Origin of the sequence: Enorma timonensis, from assembly GCF_000321165.1 — a bacterium.
Classification (GTDB): domain Bacteria; phylum Actinomycetota; class Coriobacteriia; order Coriobacteriales; family Coriobacteriaceae; genus Enorma.
Map to the genome: position 1 here is coordinate 1 of NZ_CAPF01000054.1, position 20399 is coordinate 20399.

Genomic DNA, 20399 nt, shown 5'->3' on the forward strand with positions numbered 1-20399 from the left:
GAAACGAGCGGTTTATAGGGGGTACGCCAAGTATCCGGCGAAGGAGCGAGCTCGCTACCTGCGGTTCCGTTGGCGCGCAACCCCTTGCTACTTCCGAGGGTGCCTACAAACCGCTCGTTTCGCGCCGTTTGGGTTTCCGGTGTCCGTAGAAGCGCGCTGCAGACGCATGCCCTACCGGGCAAATGCGCGATACGCGGCTAGATGGGCATCTTGATGCCCGGCGTCCGGAACTCCTCGAGCCGCTTGGCGTATGCCTCCAGGGCCTCACTGCGGAAAGCCGCCTCGGAGCGACGCCCCATGCGTGCCATAAGGTATTCGGTGAATAGCGGGTTCAGGGGCAGCAGCGGGCCGCACAGCCAGGTAGCGAAGAGGTTCTTGTACCTAAAGCCCTCGAGGCGGCTCTCCCGGTTCAGGCCGAAACCCACCTCGGCCGTGCAGAACGGCAACGCGCCGGCGAACGCCGCCGTGCCGTCACCTGTCCGCGCGCGGGTGAACTGTATCTTGTAGCCCACGATCTCGAGGGCCCCCTGGGCGGCAGCGCTCTCCTCGTCGGACGCCTGCGCGGGTGCGTCCCGCTCCTCCTCGAAGCGCCCGAGGAACACCTCGACGATGCGGTCGGAAAGGTCCTGCGCGCAGGTGAAATCGAACAGCCGCAGCCCCTGCACCACATGGCCGTCCGCCATGGCGATCCCCTCGCCTAAGAGCTCCGCCGCGTTGCCCGTAAAGAGCATGGTGCAGCCGGCATTCGCGAGCTCGATAAGCCGATCGCGCAGCGGCATGAGCTTCGCCGCTACGAGTTCCTGCTCTTCCTCGGTCATGTAGCCCAGGTAGATGAAGTCGACGTCGCGCGTGGCGAACGCCGGCTCATCCGTGAAGCCGGTCTCGATGACCTCGGCCTCGGGCAAGCTCGCGCGCAGGTACATCATGTTGCCGTTGTCGCCGCCCTGGTTGCAGAACTCAGGGAACAGGCTCTCGATCACCGGGCGCGCCATCATGCGGCCTCCTTACCCTCGATGAGCCGGGCGAGATGGTTGCGGCTCTCTTCGGCCACATGCTCGTTATGGATGGCATGGGAATAGTACACCGCGTCCACGTGCTGCCAGTCCACCACCTGGGCGGCCTCGATGCCGTCCTTCGCCCGGGCGATCTTGGCCGGATCGATGCCCGCGAGCAGCGCCCGCAGCATCATGTCCTCCGAACGCACGCCGGTGATGACCACCTGCGCGATGCTCGGGTCGGCGAGATACTCGAAATCGGTCTCGTAGAACCAGCCGATGAACTCCGTCGATGTCGGGTCCTTCGCCATGTAGTAGTCTTCGAGCATGAGCACGACGGCCTTGCTGCCCGGCTCGCGGCGGATGTTGGCGAACCCGCGCGAGCAGGCCATGCCGTTCTCGCCCTTGGATGCGATGCGCACGAGCCGCTTGCCGCCGGCGACGACCTCGCTGTAGCGCGATGCCACGACGCCCACGCCCCCTTCGAGCGCCGACGCGATCTCCTGAGCGGAAAGACCCAGCTCGCGCGCCGCGGTGATGGCGGAGAGCAGGTTGTACAGGTCGCTCACCGAACCGGCGCTGAAGTGGTAGCGCATGCTCGGCGTGCCGGGCACAGCGTTCTCGCGCACCGTGATGAGCTGCGCCTCCGGGTCCACGTCGACCGCCTCGTATGCCGCCGGGGGGTTCTCGAGACCGCAGGACGCGCACCGAACGCGCCCCACATGGCCCAGGTGGCAGTAGTCGTAGACGAGACGACCCCCGCAAACGGGGCAAGCGTTGAGGTCGTTGACGATGCCCTCGGGCGCGCGGGTATCGCCCGGCAGCTCGTCGAGGGCGAAGTAGACGCGCTGCCCGCACTGGGGCGCCAGGCGCCCGCTGATGAGGTCATTGGCGTTGAGCGCGAGCTTCGACGCTGCGGGCAGGCTCTTGGAGAGGATGTCGGCCACATAGCCCACGTGCGCGTTGCGCGTGAAGGTATCGCGGTAGAGGTTCGTCACCACGATGAGCTCGGGCGTGATATGGGAGAACACCTGCTTGGCGCAGCGCTCGTCGAGCTCGAGCACGGCGTAGTCGCGTCGTGCCCGGCCACCGATCGTGGCATCCTTGAGCAGGGTGCTCGCGATGCCCGCCGTCACGTTGCCGCCGGCGCGGTTGATGAGCGGCTGCTTGCCGCAGGCGCCGAGCAGGTCAGCTATGAGGTTCGTCGTGGTGGTCTTGCCGTTCGTGCCCGTCACGAACACCGTATGCGCGGGCACGCCCACGTACGAGAGGAAATCGGGGCAGAGGCGCAGCGCCACGACGCCGGGAAGCTGACCACCGGATCGATGCGCGACCCTCAGCGCGAACGCGGTCGCCTTGGACGCCCACAGGGCAAGGTGGAACCGCAGGGGCTTGGACATCCGGCACTCCCTTCTCATGCTCCGCCACCCGGTGCGCAGCCAGGGGCGAGGACGCGGTTCCCCGTTGGGGAACGCGCAGCGTATGTAAGGTTTTAGAATACGGCATACCCTCCCGCGCAGAGCAATTTCCACGCTCTCAGCAGAAAGGCTTAATCACCCGGCCGAATGGGTTGGTTGGGGACGTGTTCCAACCAACCCATTTTCCAGAGCGCTAAGGCCCCTCGGGCCGCTTGGCGCTTCGGCATCGGGCGACTTTTTTCGCACAGCGGATGGTTCGCGAACCCAGATGGCGCGAAACGAGCGCTTTATGGGTACCCCCGGAAGTAGCGAGGGGTTGCGGACTGGAGAAACCGCAGGCAGTGAGGTTACGACTTCGCCAGCTACTCAGCCCACCCCCTATAAACCGCTCGTTTCGCCCAATTTGGGAATCCGGCGCCAAAATGGGTTGGTTGGAACCCGTCCCCGATCAACCCATCGACGCAAAAAATGGGTTGGTTGGAACACGTCCCCAATCAACCCATCAGGCGGTACGCCTCCAGCGCGGCGACGATGACCACGGGAATGAACGTGAGGCCGTCGGCGATGGGCAGCGCCCACCAGATGTAGTCGGCCCCGGCCGTCGCATGGATGAGCGCGATGAGCGGGACGGCGAACACCACGTAGCGCATGACGCCGAAGACCACGGCGCGGGCGGTGCTTCCCACGCTCTCGAAGTACGCGCTCAGGATCTGGCTCGAGAAGCCGAGCGCGCAGAGCATGAGCACGATCCGCACGTGGCCCGCGCTCATCTCCGCGAGGCCTGGGCTGCCACCCGAGAACACCAGGCAGAGCGCCGGCGCCGCTAGGGACGTGAGCGTGGAGAGGATCCCGATGCACACGACCTCGACCACCAGGGCGTCCACCATGAGCTGCGCGAGCCGCTTGCGATGGCCCGCCCCGCAGTTGTACGCCGCGATGGGCTGGAGCGCGTAGGCCAGCGCCATGCACACGATGTTCAGCGTGTACATGAAGTAGCTGTTGATGACCGCGAACGACGCAACGCCCTCCGAATCGCCGCCGGCGCCGAGCGTACCGTTCATGAACGCGACATAGATCGCGCTCGAGATCTGCACGAGGAAGATGGGGCAGCCGTACGCGCATACCTCGCGCATGAGGCGCGGCCGCACGGCGATGTCGCTCAGCCTGATGGAGAACACGCCGCCCTCATGGAGCGCGAGGAGGCCGCGGTCGCGCTTCTGGCCGTCGCCCCTCGCCTGGGCGGGGCGCTTGAGGAACGGGATGATCGCCAAAAACCACAGCCCCGTCGAGATGGCGTAGTACGCCGCCGCGCCCGCCACGCCGAGCTTGAGCACGAAGACCGACACCACGAGCCACGTCGCCGCGACGACCGAGCCCGCCGTCTGGATCGCGCTCGCGAGCCCCGGGCGCTCGTCCTGGCGGAGCATCTGGCAGAGCATCTGTCCCGTGATGCAGAAGGGGTAGCCCACCATGAAGATGCGCACCGCGACGATCGTGTCATCGAGGATGTCCGGCGTCGCACCGATGTGCGGGACGATGACCGGCGTGAAGATGAAGAACACCGTGGCCACCGCGAGCGCCGTGAGGAACGTGAACCAGAAGCCCTGGCCGAACGCCCGCCGCGCGCCCTCGACGTCGCCCGCGCCGAGCAGCTTGCCGCACACCGTGGACACGCCCTGGCCGAACGAGCTGCCAAACGAGAGGTTCACGATCTCGAAGGTCATGACGATGCTCATGCAGGCGAGCCCGTGCCCGCCGATGCCGTTGCCCACCACGATGCCCTCGGACACGACCATGGCGATCTGCGCGATCACGCCCAGAAGCGACACGGAGGCGTAGCGCAAGAAGAGCGGGAGCACGGGCTTCGTGCCCAGGGAGCGCTCAAGCGCCGGGGTATCCTGCGACGTGGTCGGCACGGTCGGCGCCGCCGTCGCGGCATGCCGCGCGCCATCCCCGGCCATCGCGCCGCGCCCACAGCGCGCCCCGGCCTGTTCCCGCGTGTTCTGAGTCATCAGCTCGCCTTCCGGCTCACACAAGGTCGGGCGCGTCCCCGAAGGGTGCGCCCCATTACACTAAAGCGAGAAGTCTAGCGCATCTCGAGCGCGACCTCGCCAACCGCACCGCGTATACACAGGATGGCGCCATCGCGACAAAACGAGGGTCGCCACGGCAAATGCGACGACCCTCGATCTCGCCCAGTGCAGCCCTGCGCGCGGCGCGCCGGCCTCCCTACACGTGCATGCCGACGCCGGGGATGCGGAACTCCGTGAGCCGGCGCTCGTAGGACGCGCGCGACGCCTCCTCGAAGGCCGGGCGCACCTCCTCGCCGGTCACGAGGCGCAGCAGCCACGCCGTGAAATCCGGGTTGAGCGGCAGCAGGGGCCCGAGCATCCACGTGACCATGAGGTTCTTCACGCGGAAACCCTCGAGCTTCGTGCCATCGTTCAGGCCGAACCCGATCTCGTTCTGGCAGAAATAGTCCCGGCTGTTGTCGCCGCGCACCTGCGTGAACTGGATCTTGTAGCCCACGAGCTCGATGGGCGCGCTGCCGTCGCCGGGGTCGAACACGCCGAGGTTCACGTCGCGGAAGCGCTGCGGCTCCCGGCGCTCCACCGTCGCGTCGAGGATGCCCAGCCCCTCGACGGTCGAGCCGTCGGGGTTCGCGATCGAGCGCGCGAGCACCTCGCCCGCGATGCCCGTGAAGAGCACGGGCGTGCCCGCGTCGATGAGCCCCTGGAGGCGCGCCTTGTGCGGCATGAGCGCCTTGATGGCGTTTTCCTGCTGCATCTCGGGCATGCTGTTCATCATGATGAGCGACGGCTCATGGTCCGCGAAGTACGGCGTGGCGCCGTAGGGCGTCTCGATGAACGTCGCCTCGGGCAGGCTCTCGCGCAGGATCATCGCGTTGCCGTTGTCGCCGCCCTGGTTGCCGTATTCCGGAAACAAGATCTCGATCGCCGTGTTATCGCGCATCGCGCACCTCCCGGATCCGGTCGATCAGCTTGTCCGCCGTCTCGTGCGCGATCTCGACATCGGTCACGCAGTGTGCGATGTACGCGCCGTCCACATGTTCGATGTCGATGGCGTCGGCGATCTTCGAGGGGTCGTCCACGATCTCGATGATGCCCGGGTCGATACCGGCCATGAGCAGACGGAGCTTGATGTCGTCCGCCGTGCAGCCGTAGAGCACGATTTGCTTGATGTCCGGGTCGTTCAGGTACTCGAAGTCCGCCTGCCAGTACCAGCCGGTGTACTCCGTGTCCTCGGGGACCTCGGCCATATGCGCGTCCGAGATGACGATGAACACCGCCTTGGTGCCCGGCTCCTTGCGGATCGTATCGAACGCCACGGAGTTCGCCGTCGCGTTCTCGCCCTTCGCCGCGATGGTCACGACGCGCTTGCCGCCCGCCGTGCGCTCCACGAAGCGCTCCGAGGGCAGGCTCACGCGGCCGAGCGACGCCGCGATCTGCTCGGGCGAGAGCCCCAGCTCGCGGGCCGTCACGACGACGGTGAGCAGGTTGTAGATGTTCGCGACGGAGTACAGGCTGAAGGGGTAGCGGTACTCCGGTGCGCCCGCCGCGCGGCGCTCCTGCACGGTGAACGTCTTGGCCTCGTGGTCGATGGCCGTCACCACGTAGTCGGCCTCGGGGTTCGTGAAGCCGCAGCGCGTGCAGTGCGCATGGCCCAGGTGGCGCAGGTGGCACCAGTCGTATTCGAGCTTGCCGCCGCACTCGGGGCAGGCCGTGAGGTCGCAGACGATCCCCTGCGGCCCCGGCGTGTCCTCCGGAAGGTGGGCGATCGAGAAGTAGACGCGGTCGCTCGCCTGCGGCGCGATGCGGCAGCTGATGAGGTCGTCGGCGTTGAGCACGAGCTTGGACGAGGCCTGGGTGTACTTCGTCATGATGTCGAAGACGTAGGCCGGGTCGGCGCTGCGCGTGAACGTGTCGCCGTAGAGGTTCGTCACCACCGAGATGTCCGGCGCCACATACGGCATGACCGTGCGGTACGACACCTCGTCGAGCTCCATGACCGCGAACGGGACGCGCTGCCTGCCGGTGAGCGTGGCGTTCTTGAGCAGCGTGGTCTCGACGCCGTTCACGATGTTCGCACCCGAGCGGTTCGACACGTGCTGGATGCCGTTGTCGAGCAGGATATCCGAGAGCACGTTCGTCGTGGTGGTCTTGCCGTTCGTGCCGGACAGGAAGACCACGCGCCCCGGCTTCTCGATATCGTCGAGGAACATCGGGTCGATGGCATGGGCCACCACGCCCGGGAGCTGGCCGCCGGTACGGCCCGCGGCCTTCAGCGCGAGCGCAGTGGCCTTCGAGGCCCACAGGGCCGGGTAGAAGCGCATTCGGCTCATGCGCACGTCCTTTCTAGCGCCCGGTTACGCCCAGGCCTCGCGGCCGCGCAGCGCGCGCAGGCCGATATCGTGGCGGAGCGTCTTGCCCTCGAAGTCGATCTTCTCGCACGCCTCGTACGCAAGGTTCCGGGCGGCCTCGAACGTCTCGCCCAGCGCCGTCACCGCGAGCACGCGGCCGCCGCTCGTCACGAGCTCGCCGTCCTCGCGCACCGCCGTGCCCGCATGGTAGACGGTCACGCCGTCCATGGCCTCGGCATCCTCGATCCCGGTGATGACCTTGCCCTTCTCGTAGCTGCCCGGGTAGCCGGCGCTCGTGAGCACCACGGCCACCGCCCACGCGTCGCGCCACGCGAGCTCGACCTCGTCCAGGCGCTGCTCCGCGCACGCGAGCATGACGTCCACCAGGTCGTTCTCGAGGCGCGGCAGGATGACCTGCGTCTCCGGGTCGCCGAAGCGCGCGTTGAACTCGAGCACCTTCGGCCCCTCCGGCGTGAGCATGAAGCCGCCGTACAGGCAGCCGCGGTAGTCGATGCCCTCGGCCGCGAGCTCGGCCACGGCGTCGACCATGACCTGCTTCATCGCCGCGAGCTCGTCCTCGGTCACGATGGGCACGGGGCTGTAGACGCCCATGCCGCCCGTGTTGGGGCCCATATCGCCCTCGAGCGCGCGCTTGTGGTCCTGCGCCGTCGCCATGGGGCGCACGGTCTTGCCGTCGGTGAACGCCAGCAGCGAGCACTCCGGGCCGGTGAGGCACTCCTCCACGACCACCGTCGAGCCGGCCGCGCCGAACGCGCCCGAGAAGCACTCGCGCACCGCTTCCTCGGCCTCCTCGAGGGTCTCCGCCACGATGACGCCCTTGCCCGCCGCGAGGCCGTCGGCCTTCACGACGATGGGCGCCCCCTGCGCGCGCACGTACGCGAGCGCGGACTCCTCGTCGGTGAACGAGCCGTACGCCGCCGTGGGGATGCCCGCGCGCTCCATGAGCTCCTTGGAGAACTTCTTCGAGCCCTCCATCTGCGCGCCCGCGGCCCCCGGGCCGAAGCAGGGGATGCCCGCCGCGCGCACCGCGTCCGCGACGCCCGCCACGAGCGGCGCCTCCGGCCCCACGACCACGAGGCCCACGCCCGCGCCGCGCGCGAAGTCCGCCACGGCCTGCGGGTCGTCCTCGGCGATCGCCACGTTCTCGCCCACCTGGGCGGTGCCGCCGTTGCCCGGCGCGATGTAGAGCGTCCCGCAGCGCGGCGATTCGGCGAGCTTCATCGCGAGCGCGTGCTCACGGCCGCCGCCCCCCAAGAGCAGGATGTCGATGGTCTGGGTGGTCTCGGTCATGGTTCCTCCTTAGCGAGCGCGACAGAAACGGGCACCGCTTCGTAGGGTGCCCGTCCTCATGCATCAGAATTCTGGGGTCAGGTACTCGGCGATGTCGTCGAGCTCGGGGTTGTGGTACTCCTCGGGGTAGGTGAAGAGCCCCACGGCGTGCAGGCCCACGTGCGTCGCGATCGTGGGGCCGATCGTCGCCACCGTGAGGAAGCGCACCGGCGCGTCGACCGTCTCGAGCGCGCGGTCCATGTATTCGAGCGCCTTGTACGCCTTGGTGTGCAGCTTGTAGTACACCGAGGGGCCGACCTCGCGCGTGCGCTCCGCCATGAGCTTCACGATGTAGTTCACGGCGTTCTTCATGCCCTTCGCCTTGTGGAGCACCTCGATGGCACCCGTCTCGGTGAGCGACACGACGATCTTCAGGTTGAGCACCGAGGTCGCGAGCCCCTGGAACTTGCTCGCGCGACCGCCCTTCACGAGGTTGGTGAGGGAATCGGGGATGAAGTAGATCTTGTGCGTGCGGCGCACGTTCTTCACGCGCTCGATGGCCTCGTCCATGGTGCCACCGGCCTGCGCGATGCACGCCGCCTCAAGCACCATCGCGCCCTGGCCCACCGTCGCCGAGCGCGAGTCGATCGCCTCGATGCGGATGCCGCGCTCCTCGGCCACTGCGGCGGCCACGGTGCGCGCGCACTCGTAGGTTCCGGAGAGCGCCGCGGAGAGGTGGATCGAGAGGATCTCGGTGTAGCCCTCGTCGGCGAGCGCGTTGTAGACGTTGATGAAGTCGGCCGGCGCGGGCTGCGAGGTGATGGGCAGCTCCGAGACGGTCTCGAGCCGGTCCAGGAACTCGCCGATCTGGATGTCCACGCCGTCGGAGTACTCCGTCGTCCCGAACGTCACATGGAGCGGCACGACGTGCAGGTCGTACTTCTCCACGAGGCTCGCCGGGAGGTCGGCGGCGCTATCCAACACGATGGCGAACTTGCTCATGCTCACTCCTTGGAACGCGTATCCTTCGCTCGACCCGCGGCGCGCGGCGGGACGCCTAGTGCCACGAGCGGTTGATGGTCTGCTCGCGGTCGGGGCCCACCGAGACGAACGCGATGGGCGTGTGGGCGAGCTCCTCGAGCCGCGCCACGTAGTCCTGTGCGTTCTTCGGCAGCTCCTCGAACGTGCGGCACGCGGAGATGTCGCACTTCCAGCCCGGCAGCTCCTCGTACACGGGCACGGCGCTCGCGAACGCACACTCATGCTCGGGCACGGTGGTGTAGCGCTCGCCGTCGCAGTCGTAGGCCACGCACACGGGGATGGTGTCGAACGCCGAGAGCACGTCGAGCTTGGTAAGTGCGATGTGCGTGAGGCCGTTCACGCGCGCGGCGTAGTTGGCGATGGGGCCGTCGAACCAGCCGCAGCGGCGACGGCGACCGGTCGTGACGCCGTACTCGTGGCCGCCCTCGGTGAGCTCCTTACCCGGGCCCTGGGTGTAGTCGAGCTCCGTGGGCATGGGGCCGGACCCCACGCGTGTGATGTAGGCCTTCATGATGCCCAGCACGCGGTCGATGTGCTTCATGCCCACGCCGGAGCCGGTCACGGCGCCGCCGGCAGTGCAGTTGGAGGACGTGACGTAGGGGTACGTGCCGTGGTCGATGTCGAGGAGCGTGGCCTGCGCGCCCTCGAACAGGATGGACTTGCCCTCGTCGATGAGGTCGTTGAGCATGCGCGAGCTCTCGCAGATGTAGGGGCGCAGGCGCTCCGCCATGGGAAGGTACTCGGCGCAGATCTGCTCCACGGTGTAGGTGGGCATGCCGAAGATCTTCTCGAGCTGCGGGTTCACGCGGTCGAGCGCGCGGGCGAGCTTCTCGCGGAACACGCCCTCGTCGAGCATGTCCTGCATGCGCAGGCCGATGCGCGCCATCTTGTCCTGGTAGCAGGGGCCGATGCCGCGCTTCGTGGTGCCGATATTGTGGTCGCCGAGCAGCTGCTCGAAGGCGCCGTCCAGGTCCATGTGGTACGGCATGATGATGTGCGCGTTGCCGGACACCTTGAGGTTGGCGGTGGAGATGCCGTCCGCCTCGAACATGTCGATCTCCTCGAGCAGGACCTTGGGGTTCACCACGCAGCCGTTGCCGATGACCGAGATGCACTCCGGGTACATGATGCCCGAGGGCACCTGGTGCAGGCCGTAGGTGCGGTCGCCCACCACGATGGTATGGCCGGCATTGTTGCCGCCCTGGTAGCGCACGACGCAATCGAAGTCGCGGGCGATCAGGTCACAGATCTTGCCCTTGCCCTCGTCGCCCCACTGGGTTCCCACCAGCACTGTCGAGCCCATGAACTACTCCTCACACGCAGGGAGGCCCCCAAACGAGCTCCCCGTACCCGGCGCACCGGGCGCACAACACAACAGGTTCCATTATATCCGCATCGCGCGACGGCCACGCCCCGATCGCGAATGATACATAGCGGGTGACGGGGCGGCTGCCATAGCCGGCGGGCGGCGGGCGTCGCGCAGGCGATCCGCGGAACGCCCTGCCGGTGCGCTACCCTTCCCCGTGGATCCCGTCGAGCTCGTAGAACTTCGTCGACGCGGGCACGAAGGCCAGGTCCACGTCGCCCACCGGGCCGGAGCGGTTCTTCGCCACGATCACGCGCGTCACGCCCAGATCCGGCCGGTCGTCGCGCGAGGCCTCCTGCTCGTCGGAGGAGCGGTCGAGGAAGAGCACGATGTCGGCGTCCTGCTCAATCGAGCCCGATTCGCGCAGGTCGGAGAGCTGCGGGCGCTTGCCGGTACGGCTCTCCACGGCACGGCTGAGCTGCGAGAGCGCGATGACCGGCACGCCGAGCTCCTTCGCCAAGATCTTGAGGGCGCGGCTCATCTCCGACACCTCGACGGAGCGGTTCTCGGCGCGGCGGCCGGCCGGCGGGCTCACGAGCTGCAGGTAGTCCAGGATGATGAGCGACTTCTCCTTGTTGTGGAGCATGCGGCGCGCCTTCGCGCGAATCTCCGTCACCGTGGTGCCGGGGGTGTCGTCGATGAGGATGTCGAGCTTGGCGAGCTCCTGGGTGGCCTCGGTGATGTTCGCCCACTGCGCCGGCTCGATGCGGCCGGTGCGGAAATCGGAGATGGAAACCATGGCATGCGCGCAGATGAGGCGCTGGGCGATTTCCTTGCCCGACATCTCGAGCGAGAAGAAGCCCACCGTGTAGCCGTCGGCCGCGGCGTTGAGCGCGAGGTTGAGCGCGAAGGAGGTCTTACCGACCGCCGGGCGCGCGCCCAGGATGACGAGCTGGCCCTCGCGCAGGCCCAGCAGCAGGCGGTCGAGGCTCGGGTAGCCCGTGGCGACGCCGTGCGCCTGGCCACCGGCCGCCGCGACCTCAGCCGCCTCGTCGTAGGCCTCGATCATGAAGTCGGTGAGCGTGCGGTAGGCGTTCGAGACCTCGCGGTCGGTGATCTTGAGGATGAGCCCCTCGGCCTGCTCGACCGCTTCCTTCGCGTCGAGCGGGGCGTCGTAGGCGAGCCGGCTGATCTGGTCGGAGGCCTTGATGAGCTCGCGCAGCAGGGAGTCGCGCCGGACGATCTCGGCATGGTGCTCCCAGTTCGCCAGGGGGATCGTGTTGCCCACGAGCTCCAGGATGTAGGCCTCCCCGCCCACGGCGGCGAGCTTGTTCTCGGACGCGAGGTGGTCCACCACCGAGATGGAGTCGATGGGGATGCCGCGCTCGTTCATGGAGACCATCACGTTGAAGAGCTCGCGGTGCGCGGGACGATAGAAGTCGTCGATGCGGAGCTCGGAGATGGCGTCGTCCACCACGTCGGGCGACAGGAGCATGGCGGAGAGGACGTTCGCCTCCGCCTCGGAGTTATTGGGAAGGCCCTGGCGCGCACCGCGATCGATGGCTTCGGGGACGAAATCGTTCGGCGTCACGCGCGTTCCTTTCATTCGCCGACCTGCCCCGGCCGGATGCGGGGACTTTGCTCTGGGAGCATCATCTTAGTGCATCCACGTGCGGAGGATGCCCAGATTAGGGGTCGCAGCAGGTCAATTTCTTTCCACAGGCGCCTGTTCATAACCGCGCGCCGCGCTTCTGCGTAAACGGGAGTTTTCCACACTTTCCACAATGTGAAGCCGCCGCTGGTACTCGTTTTCCACACCACCACGCCTTAACTGGTACTATTCATTTTGCATGATTCTTTTACCAGTATTCTTGATATATAGATTTGTGCATTTCGTGAAACCGCAGGTATTTGCTCCTATCTTATTCATTGCGCAGGAAAACGGGGCTATGCATCATGCGCTCAGGGAGCTCATCGCGACGGCTTTGGCGCGCCCGACGGGGACGGTTTTTCACGTACTCCACATGCTACCTGTGGATTTCTTCAGCACTCGATTTGTCAAGCATAACTTTCAAGATGAGCTTTAACTTTGCACCGCCTCGCGCGCCGCGCATCGCTCTCCCCCACGCCCCCGGCAGATGTAAAAACACCCCAGGGGTATTTTTACACGTCAAATTACCCCTGGGGTATTTTTACATGAAGAAGGCCCGCACCCCCGAGGGCACGGGCCTTCACTCAATGCGATGAGATGGGCGGAAGCGCTACTCAGCGGCCTCGACGGCCTCCTCGACGACTTCCTCGATGATCTCCTCGGCGGCAACCGCCTCGGCGGCCTCCTCGACGATCTCCTCAGCAGCCTCCTCGGCCGCCTCCTCCGCGGTCACGCCGACGAGCACGACGACCTCAGCGCGGATGTCGCGGTACAGCGAGACGGGCACGGTGTGGGCGCCGGCAACCTTGATGGGCTTGCCGAGCTCCACGCGCTTGCGGTCGATGTCGATGCCGAGCTGGGCCTTGATGGCGTCGGCGACCATGGCGGCGGTCACCGAGCCGAACAGGATGCCCTCGTCGCCCACCTTGACGTCGACGGTGACCTGCTGGCCATCGAGCGCCGCCTTGAGCGCGTTGGCATCGGCGAGGCGCTTCTCCTCGCGCTTCGCGATGTTGTTGCGGCGCTGCTCGAGCTGCTTCAGCTCGCCCTTCGTCGCCGCAACGGCGAGCTTCTTCGGGAAGAGGTAGTTCTCGGCATAGCCCTGAGCGACATCGACGATGTCGCCCTCGCCACCCTTGCCCTTGATCTCACCAAGAAGAATGACTTTCATGAGATCTCCTAACCTACACGCCGCCGGAGCGGCGCACATTTACGCTTGGGCCCCTGCGTGCGCGCCATCCCGCGGTAGCTTGCGGAAATTGGCCCACACGTCGACGAGGCCGATGATGCTCAAGACGAACATCGTCTCGAGCGAGATCGCGAACATGATGACGACCACGCGCAGGAAGCACCCGGTGCGCCAGCGCGCGAGAAGCGCGAGGACGACGGCGAGCCCCTGGATCGTGAAGATGTACCTCACGCTCAGGAGCAGCGTCCACGAGGCCGTCCGGACGATCCCCGCAGAGGGGAACGAGAGCGTCGACGCCGCGATGCCGAGCACCGCGAGGACGAGGAGCCCCACCGCCCACAGGGGCGCGTCGAACGAGGAGGGCTGCGGGATGTGCCCGCGCGCATCCGCAGGGGACGGGCGCGATCCCGGCCGCACGGGCGAGATGCCGCCCAGCATCGAGCCCAAGCCCGCCGCCCCGACGTTCACGAGCGCCGTGGTGACGTAGACGATCGGCCAGATGCTCTCGAACACGGGCTCGAGGGCCGTGAGCGTGAGCTCGGCCTCGATCCCGCCTCCCGTATATGCGCGCGCCGCTTCCGCGAGCATCGCGCACATCGCCTCGGCGAGCCCGTAGCCCGCGCGGGCAAGCGACACCGCGTCGATTCCCATCGACACGGCGGCGCAGGCCACAACCACGAGCGAGATGGCGAGGACGCTCGCCCGCCGCTTCCACATGAGGCCGGAAACGGCGATGCACACCCCCGTGAGGGTGGCGGCGTACACCATGCTCTCGAGCCCGAACGCGAGGCACCAGGCGGCGAGCACGCCGCACGCGATGCCGATGGAGCATCCGAAGCCCTTGAGCCCGAAGCGCTCCGCCTGCGTCCGCAGCCCCATCGCCAGGCACGGAAGCCCGAGCATGGGGTAGCGCGCCATGATGGCGACGGAAGCGGCCACGCCCACGTACCAGAGCAGTCCCGAGCGGGAACCGTCGGGGCGGGTGGCGGCCGGAACCAGGTCGGTTCCCGTCACGTCATGTCGCTCGCCGGGTGTCATCATGAAGCGAAGAGCCGGCTGCTAGTCGCGGTTGCGGCCGCCGCGGGAGGAAACCACGGGAACCGCATACGGCAGAAGCGCCATCTCGCGAGCGCGCTTGATGGCGTTCGCGATGTCATGCTGGTGTTGCGTGCAAGCGCCAGTGACGCGACGCGGCTTGATCTTGCCGCGGTCGGTCATGTACTTACGGAGAAGCTGAGTATCCTTGTAATCGATGTACTCGGTGTTCTCCTTGCAGAACTGGCAGTACTTACGACGCGGCTGACGTGCTGAGTAATCATTAGCCATGTCAAAATACCTTTCGTGTGACACGGGGGCTCACGCCTCCGTGCGTTCGTGCAAGCCAGCCCGCCTAGAACGGGATATCCTGATCGAAGAAATCCGCTGCCGGCGGGGTCTGGACGGGAGCCTGGGGTCGGGGCTGGGGCTGCGGCGCGTAGCCATGGGAAGCCTGCTGGGGCGCGTGGGCATACCCGCCGTCACCCTGGTTGGAGCGGCTCATGAACTCGATCTCATCGACGATGACCTCGAGCTTGCTGCGACGCTGGCCGTCGCGCTCCCACGAGCTGTAGCGCAGCTTGCCCTCGATGGCGACCTTGGATCCCTTGCTGAGGTAGCGGCTCACCGCCTCCGCGCGCGCGCCGAACATGGTGCAGTCCACGAAGTTGGGGTAATCCTCCCATTCGCCGGTCTGCGGGTTGCGGCGACGGTCGTTCACCGCCACGCCGAACGAGAGCACCTGCGTGCCGCCGCTCGTCATGCGCAGTTCCGGGTCTCGGGTGAGGTTGCCGGAGATATTCACTCGGTTGATGCTCATACGTGCTCACTACCTCTCATGTTTCGGGACGCGCGCGGCGGCCAGGCCGTCCGCATGGTGGCGCGCCCCTTCCATACGGATCTACTCCTTGTCGTCACGACGGACGATCATGTGGCGCTCCACCGCATCGGTGATGCGGAGAACGCGATCGAGCTCGGCGATCGACGCGGAATCTGCATGGAAGTTGATGAGGGTGTAGTCACCTTCGGTGAGGTTGTTGATCTCGTAAGCGAGCTTGCGCTTGCCCCACTCCTCAACGTTGTCAACCTTGCCGTTCGCCTCGGCGATCGTGTTGTCGATACGCTTCATCACCGCGAGACGGGTCTCGGGGTCGAGGGAAGGGTTGACGAAGAACAGCAGTTCATAGGCCTTCATGTGGTCACCTCCTCTGGACAAACGGCTTCGGGTCGTGAAGGTGCGCCCGAAGCAGGAAAGGACTCAGCTACTATAGCCGCTTGCCCGGCGAATCTCAAGAAGGCGCAGCTACCACCTCATGAGTTTCACAAATGCCCGCAGGTCGCGCCTCCCCCTCGGGCTGCGCCGGGCGGGAGCGGCTCCCCGCGCCCCTTCCATGCACCGCAAGCATCTCATGCCATCCCGACAGATTTCCCAGCGAACCTTGCACGGGCCTGGCAGGAACCTTGCCCCCGATCTGGCACGCCCGCGTCCGCCCAGATGGCACGCGACGCATCGCGCGCAACCGGCCATACCAGTAAGGCCCACTCGAGCGAAATCACCACGCCGATTCCACGAGGGCGCGCCCCCGCGGCGCCGCAAGCCGCCCGAAATGCAAAAAAGCCCGCTGCCGCACGGGCAACGGGCTTCACGATCTGCTGGCGGAGGAGGAGGGATTCGAACCCTCGTACCCGGGGTTACCGGATAAACGGTTTTCGAGACCGCCGCATTCAACCACTCTGCCACCCCTCCGCATGGGGTGCATCGGCGCGCCCAGGGTGAGGGCGCGCCGGGGAAAGCAACTGGCGGAGAGTCAGGGATTTGAACCCTGGAGACGCTTTTGACGCCTACACGATTTCCAATCGTGCTCCTTCGGCCACTCGGACAACTCTCCGTTGTTAGCACACGAAATTGTACCGTATCTCCCCCATATTGCAAACGTCTATTTTATGTGCACATGTGGCAGCGATGGCGCGGCCCCTGTCATACTGGTGCGCGGTGCCCCGCACCGCCCCTGGAAAGGATCGCAGATGCCCGAAGCGCTCGCCACACAGCTCCCCGTCATCGCCGCCGCCTCCAGCGCGGGCGGCTCGCTCGCCCAGCCGGCGACCATCCCCATCGGCATCGAGATGTTCGTCGTCGTGGTATCCGCGACCACGGGCGTGCTCTCGGCGCGCCAGCACAAGCTCGATTACGTGGGCGCGCTGTGGCTCGCCCTGCTCGTGGGCCTCGGCGGCGGCCTGCTGCGCGACATCATCCTGCAGGTGGGCGACGTCTACATCCTGAAGCAGCCGCTCGCCATCCCCGTCGCGCTCATCGCCGCGACGGTGGTGTTCGTCTTCCCCATGATCATCGAGAACCAGAACCGCCTCATCGCGGTGCTCGACATCTTCGCCGTGGGCCTCTACGCCGTGCTGGGCGCGGACAAGGCGCACGCCTACGGTTTCGAGCCCACGGTCTGCATCATGATGGGCTTCTTCACGGCCGTCGGCGGCGGGATGCTCCGCGACATCTGCCTCGCGGAGACCCCAGGCATCTTCCAACGCAGCAACTTCTACGCCATCTGCGCCATCGCCGGCGCCGGCGCCTACATCCTGCTCGTCGAGGCGCTCGGCGTGAACAGCATGATCGCCCTTGTGGCCGGCACCGCCGTCGCCATGGTGCTGCGCTGGGCGTCGCTCCACTACAACATCCAGACCCCCACCGAGGTCAACCTCGCCCGCGTGGTGCCGCGGCGCCGGCGCTCGGCCGAGGGCGGAGGCGCCCCCGCACGGCGCGGCAGCACGGGCCGCTCGCCCGACGCGCTCGCCGAGCGGCGCGAGCGCACCCTCGCCGACATCGAGGAGCGCCGCGAGCAGGAGCGCCGCAGCGAGGCGCTCTCCCGCATCGCCCGCAGCCGCCGCAAGCGCGCCCAGCGCCGCATCGACGTGTAGCCGCCCGCGAGACCTGCCCGCGCTCGAGCCCAGCCTCAGCTCAACAAAAAAAGGGACGAGCGCCCCGTGGAGCGCCCATCCCCTATCGCATACGGCAGCGCGCCGGCCGCGCCGCCTCTGTTCCCGTGTCCTACTTTTTCACGAGGCCCGCGCGCACGGCCGCCTTCTTGCGGTCGGTCGCGTTCAGGATGCGCTTGCGCAGGCGGATGTTCTTCGGCGTGACCTCGACGAGCTCGTCGTCGGTGATGTACTCGAGCGCCTCCTCGAGCGTGAATGTGCGCGGCGGCGTGAGCTGCACGGCGATGTCGGCGGTGGAGGAGCGCTGGTTGCCCAGGTTCTTCGTGCGCGCCACGTTCACCACCATGTCGCCCGGCTTGCTGCGCTCGCCCACGATCATGCCCTCATAGCACTCGGTGCCCGGCTCCACGAAGAGCTGGCCGCGCTCCTGCAGCGTGCCGAGCGCGTAGGCCACGGCCTTCTCGGTGGTCATGGAGATCATGGCGCCGTTGTTGCGACCGCCGAGCTCGCCCGCATAGGGGCCGTACTCCAGGAACGTGTGGTAGAACACGGCCTCGCCGTGGGAGACGTTCAGGATGCGGTTCTTGAGGCCCATGACGCCGCGCGTGGGGATGCGGAACTCCAGGTGCGTGACGGTGCTGCCCGCGTGCATGCTCACCATGGTGCCGCCAGCGTTGCCGAAGACCTCGATGACCTTGCCGGAGTACTCATCCGGGCACTCCACCACGGCCTGCTCGACGGGCTCGAGCTTGTTGCCGTGCTCGTCGGTCTTGATGAGCACGCGCGGGCGGCCCACCTGGAACTCGTAGCCCTCGCGGCGCATGGTCTCCATGAGCACGGAGAGGTGCAGGATGCCGCGGCCGGAAACCTCCACGCCGCTCTTGTCCTCGAGCTCCTCGATGCGCATGGTCACGTTGTTCTCGCCCTCGCGCTCCAGGCGCTCCTTGAGCTGGCGCGCGCCCACGATGTCGCCGTCGCGGCCGACGAGCGGCGAGGTCGAGGCCTCGAACACGACGGAGAGCGTGGGCGGGTCGATCTCGATGGGATCGAGGTGCACGGGGTGCTCCGGGTCGGTGTACACGTCGCCGATGTCCGTGCGGTCGATGCCCACCACGGCGGCGATGTCGCCCGCCTGCACCTCGGTGCACTCGGTGCGGCCGAGGTAGTCGAAGGTGTAGAGCTGCTTCACCGTGGCGGTGGAGCTCGAACCGTCGTTCTTCACCACGAGGATCTGGTCGCCGTCGTGGATGGTGCCCGAGAACACGCGGCCGATGCCGATGCGACCCACGTAGCTCGAGTGGTCGATGGTCATGCACTGCATGGCGAGCGGCGCGGTCTCGTCGACCTCGGGCGCGGGCATCTCGTGGATGATCATGTCGAGCAGCGGGTACATGTCGTCGCCGTCGGCCGCCGGGTCGAGGCGCGCGTAGCCGTTCACCGCGCTCGCGTACACCACGTGCTCCATGGCGAAGTCGAGCTGCTCGTCGGTGGCGCCGAGGTCGGCCATAAGGTCGAGGCAGTCGTTGTAGGCGCGGTCGGGGTCGGCGCCCGGGCGGTCGATCTTGTTGAGCACGATCATGATCTTGAGGCCGGTGTCGATGGCGTGGCGCAGCACGAAGCGCGTCTGCGGCATGGGGCCCTCGAAGGCGTCCACGAGCAGCAGCGCCCCGTCGGCCATCTTGAGCACGCGCTCCACCTCGCCGCCGAAGTCGGCGTGGCCGGGGGTGTCGATGATGTTAATCTTGACGCCCTTGTACTCGATCGAGCAGTTCTTGGCGAGGATGGTGATGCCACGCTCGCGCTCCTGGTCGTTGGAGTCCAGCACGCGGTCCTCGACCTGCTGGTTCGCGCGGAAGGCGTCCGTCGCGCGCAGCAGCTTGTCCACGAGCGTGGTCTTGCCGTGGTCGACGTGGGCGATGATGGCGATGTTTCTCAGATTCTCGACGCGCATAGTGCAGCTCCTTGGCTCTGGTTCTACCGTAAAAGCCGGTTCGGGAACCGCCCCGTCTGCGCGCTCCATTCGCTGCGCTCACAAGTCGCGCGCAGACGGGGCGGTTCCCGAACCGACATGCTCGAACATGATGCAAGTGGAATGCGCGGCGAGAAGCTTATGGGCTGATGGACGACAGGGCGCCGAGCTCGGAGCATCTCCTAGCGCAAACGTTAGAAATTGTAAACGATTTCTAGATGAGCGGCGGCTCTTCTCCCGCGGGCGCGGGGTCGCTCCATACAAATTCATCGCCGGCGCCGGCGTTCTCGTAGGCAACATAGGCCGAATAGCCCACCGGAGCGCCTTCCTCGTCCACAAGGCCGCGCTCATAGAAGCTCACGAGCACGGCATCCTGGTAGCAGCTCTCCAGGCGGACGGCGCCCGCGTACGCGATGGCGTAGCGCTCGATGTGGCCGAGCCCCTCGTCGCGGTTGCCGCGCGCGTTCTCCTTGATGAGCGCCTGCGCCGCCTCGAGGCAGGCATCCATGCCGTCCTCGGCGAACGCCGCCTCGATGCGCCCCTGGCCGGCGTCCTCGGCGCATGCGAGCACGCCGGGGTCGCGCCCCTCCGCGAGCTCGTCGAGCATGTAGCCGATCACATCGCAGACCATCGCGTCGAGTTCGGGCGAGACCGCCCCCGTGGCCGCATCCCGCGCATCGTGAGAATCCATAGGCATCGTCAATCGCCCCCATCGCCTTCGTCTGAAGCGAGTATATCGAAACGGCCTTGAAACGGCGAATCGCGGCGCCGCAGCGCCGGCGGCCTGCAAACCCCGCGCGTCGTGCCGGGCTGCTGTGACGCTGGGGCCTGCCCTAGAGCCGCGCGGCCTCCTGCGCCACACGCCGCGCCGCATCGCGCAGGCGCACGAGCTCCGCGTTGCGCTTCCGCAGCACCGACACCTGGCCGGACAGCATGACCACGTCCACGATGCCCCACACCGTGAGCATGGATGCCACCGAGACCGCGAGCATGCCGAGCGTCCCGCGGGCGCGGGAGAAGAGCAGCGTCACCGCCGCGGCGACGACCGCCATGCCCGCCATGGCGCGCCGGCGCTCGACGAGCGTGCGCAGCTGCGCCACCACCGCGAGCCGGGCCGTCTCGGCCGCGTGCGCCCGCGCCTCCGCCTCGAAGCGGATGGCCTCCGGCGAGCTCCCTGG

At 67.1% G+C, this 20399-nt stretch carries 17 protein-coding genes, 2 tRNA genes and 1 pseudogene; 1 reads left to right on the forward strand and 19 read right to left on the reverse strand.

Translation table 11 applies throughout. The annotated features are described in order from the left end of the window. Nucleotides 1–197 precede the first annotated feature (197 nt). From BN423_RS06370 to BN423_RS06450, 16 genes are all read right to left on the reverse strand, one after another. Nucleotides 198–995 (reverse strand): hypothetical protein, encoded by a 798-nt coding sequence (locus tag BN423_RS06370; RefSeq protein WP_019239428.1) that lies wholly within the window; start codon nucleotides 993–995, stop codon nucleotides 198–200. Further along, on the reverse strand, nucleotides 992–2395 hold the full coding sequence (locus BN423_RS06375; RefSeq protein WP_019239429.1) for a MurT ligase domain-containing protein: 1404 nt from the start codon (nucleotides 2393–2395) through the stop codon (nucleotides 992–994). The genes BN423_RS06370 and BN423_RS06375 overlap by 4 nt, the downstream gene beginning before the upstream one ends. Nucleotides 2396–2907: 512 nt before the next feature. Further along, the gene (locus BN423_RS06380) at nucleotides 2908–4425 is read right to left on the reverse strand and encodes an MATE family efflux transporter (protein WP_019239430.1); all 1518 of its coding nucleotides are present in this window, start codon (nucleotides 4423–4425) and stop codon (nucleotides 2908–2910) included. A 217-nt stretch (nucleotides 4426–4642) separates the two neighbouring features. Next, the gene (locus BN423_RS06385) at nucleotides 4643–5386 is read right to left on the reverse strand and encodes a hypothetical protein (protein WP_019239431.1); all 744 of its coding nucleotides are present in this window, start codon (nucleotides 5384–5386) and stop codon (nucleotides 4643–4645) included. Beyond that, nucleotides 5376–6776 (reverse strand): Mur ligase family protein, encoded by a 1401-nt coding sequence (locus BN423_RS06390; RefSeq protein ID WP_019239432.1) that lies wholly within the window; start codon nucleotides 6774–6776, stop codon nucleotides 5376–5378. Before BN423_RS06390 ends, BN423_RS06385 begins: the two co-directional genes overlap by 11 nt. A gap of 24 nt (nucleotides 6777–6800) precedes the next feature. Continuing rightward, on the reverse strand, nucleotides 6801–8105 hold the full coding sequence (purD, locus tag BN423_RS06395) for a phosphoribosylamine--glycine ligase (RefSeq protein WP_019239433.1): 1305 nt from the start codon (nucleotides 8103–8105) through the stop codon (nucleotides 6801–6803). A 63-nt stretch (nucleotides 8106–8168) separates the two neighbouring features. Beyond that, nucleotides 8169–9086, reverse strand: a complete 918-nt coding sequence (locus tag BN423_RS06400) for a DegV family protein (protein ID WP_019239434.1) — start codon at nucleotides 9084–9086, stop codon at nucleotides 8169–8171. Nucleotides 9087–9141: 55 nt separating this feature from the next. Continuing rightward, nucleotides 9142–10428, reverse strand: coding sequence for an adenylosuccinate synthase (locus tag BN423_RS06405; protein ID WP_019239435.1), 1287 nt, complete (start codon nucleotides 10426–10428; stop codon nucleotides 9142–9144). A gap of 208 nt (nucleotides 10429–10636) precedes the next feature. Continuing rightward, a complete protein-coding gene (gene dnaB, locus BN423_RS06410) occupies nucleotides 10637–12022 on the reverse strand; it encodes a replicative DNA helicase (RefSeq protein ID WP_019239436.1) in 1386 nt (461 codons plus the stop codon). A gap of 670 nt (nucleotides 12023–12692) precedes the next feature. Next, complete coding sequence (rplI, locus tag BN423_RS06420; RefSeq protein WP_019239438.1) at nucleotides 12693–13253, reverse strand: 50S ribosomal protein L9; 561 nt, start codon at nucleotides 13251–13253, stop codon at nucleotides 12693–12695. Nucleotides 13254–13292: 39 nt separating this feature from the next. Beyond that, complete coding sequence (locus BN423_RS06425; protein WP_019239439.1) at nucleotides 13293–14285, reverse strand: YybS family protein; 993 nt, start codon at nucleotides 14283–14285, stop codon at nucleotides 13293–13295. A 45-nt stretch (nucleotides 14286–14330) separates the two neighbouring features. Then, nucleotides 14331–14597: a 30S ribosomal protein S18 gene (gene rpsR, locus BN423_RS06430; protein ID WP_019239440.1), complete on the reverse strand. Its 267-nt coding sequence runs from the start codon at nucleotides 14595–14597 to the stop codon at nucleotides 14331–14333. Between the two features lie 64 nt (nucleotides 14598–14661). Further along, nucleotides 14662–15126: a single-stranded DNA-binding protein gene (locus BN423_RS06435; RefSeq protein WP_019239441.1), complete on the reverse strand. Its 465-nt coding sequence runs from the start codon at nucleotides 15124–15126 to the stop codon at nucleotides 14662–14664. An 81-nt stretch (nucleotides 15127–15207) separates the two neighbouring features. Beyond that, entirely contained in the window at nucleotides 15208–15501 is a 294-nt protein-coding gene (gene rpsF / locus BN423_RS06440) for a 30S ribosomal protein S6 (protein ID WP_019239442.1), read from the reverse strand. A gap of 459 nt (nucleotides 15502–15960) precedes the next feature. Continuing rightward, nucleotides 15961–16053, reverse strand: a tRNA-Ser gene (locus tag BN423_RS06445). Between the two features lie 51 nt (nucleotides 16054–16104). Beyond that, nucleotides 16105–16195: transfer RNA gene (locus BN423_RS06450), tRNA-Ser, on the reverse strand. 136 nt (nucleotides 16196–16331) lie between these two features. Here BN423_RS06450 and BN423_RS06455 point away from each other — a divergent pair. Next, nucleotides 16332–17234, forward strand: coding sequence for a trimeric intracellular cation channel family protein (locus BN423_RS06455; RefSeq protein ID WP_019239443.1), 903 nt, complete (start codon nucleotides 16332–16334; stop codon nucleotides 17232–17234). Between the two features lie 130 nt (nucleotides 17235–17364). Here BN423_RS06455 and typA read toward each other — a convergent pair whose 3' ends face one another. The 3 genes and pseudogenes from typA to BN423_RS06470 form a co-directional block, all read right to left on the reverse strand. After that, on the reverse strand, nucleotides 17365–19203 hold the full coding sequence (gene typA / locus BN423_RS06460) for a translational GTPase TypA (protein ID WP_019239444.1): 1839 nt from the start codon (nucleotides 19201–19203) through the stop codon (nucleotides 17365–17367). Nucleotides 19204–19435: 232 nt separating this feature from the next. Continuing rightward, nucleotides 19436–19912 carry a hypothetical protein gene (locus BN423_RS06465; RefSeq protein WP_019239445.1) on the reverse strand — a complete coding sequence of 159 codons (477 nt, stop codon included), beginning with the start codon at nucleotides 19910–19912 and terminating at the stop codon, nucleotides 19436–19438. A gap of 142 nt (nucleotides 19913–20054) precedes the next feature. Further along, nucleotides 20055–20399 (reverse strand): annotated as a pseudogene (locus BN423_RS06470) (J domain-containing protein); the annotation flags it as partial.

Excerpts from the sequence above, each read along its gene's own strand:
- BN423_RS06405 (WP_019239435.1), bottom strand. The coding sequence starts at position 10,428 with ATGGGCTCGACAGTGCTGGTGGGAACCCAGTGGGGCGACGAGGGCAAG.
- typA (WP_019239444.1), bottom strand. The coding sequence starts at position 19,203 with ATGCGCGTCGAGAATCTGAGAAACATCGCCATCATCGCCCACGTCGAC.
- BN423_RS06435 (WP_019239441.1), bottom strand. The coding sequence starts at position 15,126 with ATGAGCATCAACCGAGTGAATATCTCCGGCAACCTCACCCGAGACCCG.
- BN423_RS06385 (WP_019239431.1), bottom strand. The coding sequence starts at position 5,386 with ATGCGCGATAACACGGCGATCGAGATCTTGTTTCCGGAATACGGCAAC.
- purD (WP_019239433.1), bottom strand. The coding sequence starts at position 8,105 with ATGACCGAGACCACCCAGACCATCGACATCCTGCTCTTGGGGGGCGGC.
- BN423_RS06375 (WP_019239429.1), bottom strand. The coding sequence starts at position 2,395 with ATGTCCAAGCCCCTGCGGTTCCACCTTGCCCTGTGGGCGTCCAAGGCG.
- BN423_RS06370 (WP_019239428.1), bottom strand. The coding sequence starts at position 995 with ATGATGGCGCGCCCGGTGATCGAGAGCCTGTTCCCTGAGTTCTGCAAC.
- BN423_RS06390 (WP_019239432.1), bottom strand. The coding sequence starts at position 6,776 with ATGAGCCGAATGCGCTTCTACCCGGCCCTGTGGGCCTCGAAGGCCACT.
- BN423_RS06465 (WP_019239445.1), bottom strand. The coding sequence starts at position 19,912 with ATGGATTCTCACGATGCGCGGGATGCGGCCACGGGGGCGGTCTCGCCC.
- rplI (WP_019239438.1), bottom strand. The coding sequence starts at position 13,253 with ATGAAAGTCATTCTTCTTGGTGAGATCAAGGGCAAGGGTGGCGAGGGC.
- BN423_RS06400 (WP_019239434.1), bottom strand. The coding sequence starts at position 9,086 with ATGAGCAAGTTCGCCATCGTGTTGGATAGCGCCGCCGACCTCCCGGCG.
- rpsR (WP_019239440.1), bottom strand. The coding sequence starts at position 14,597 with ATGGCTAATGATTACTCAGCACGTCAGCCGCGTCGTAAGTACTGCCAG.
- rpsF (WP_019239442.1), bottom strand. The coding sequence starts at position 15,501 with ATGAAGGCCTATGAACTGCTGTTCTTCGTCAACCCTTCCCTCGACCCC.
- BN423_RS06455 (WP_019239443.1), top strand. The coding sequence starts at position 16,332 with ATGCCCGAAGCGCTCGCCACACAGCTCCCCGTCATCGCCGCCGCCTCC.
- BN423_RS06380 (WP_019239430.1), bottom strand. The coding sequence starts at position 4,425 with ATGACTCAGAACACGCGGGAACAGGCCGGGGCGCGCTGTGGGCGCGGC.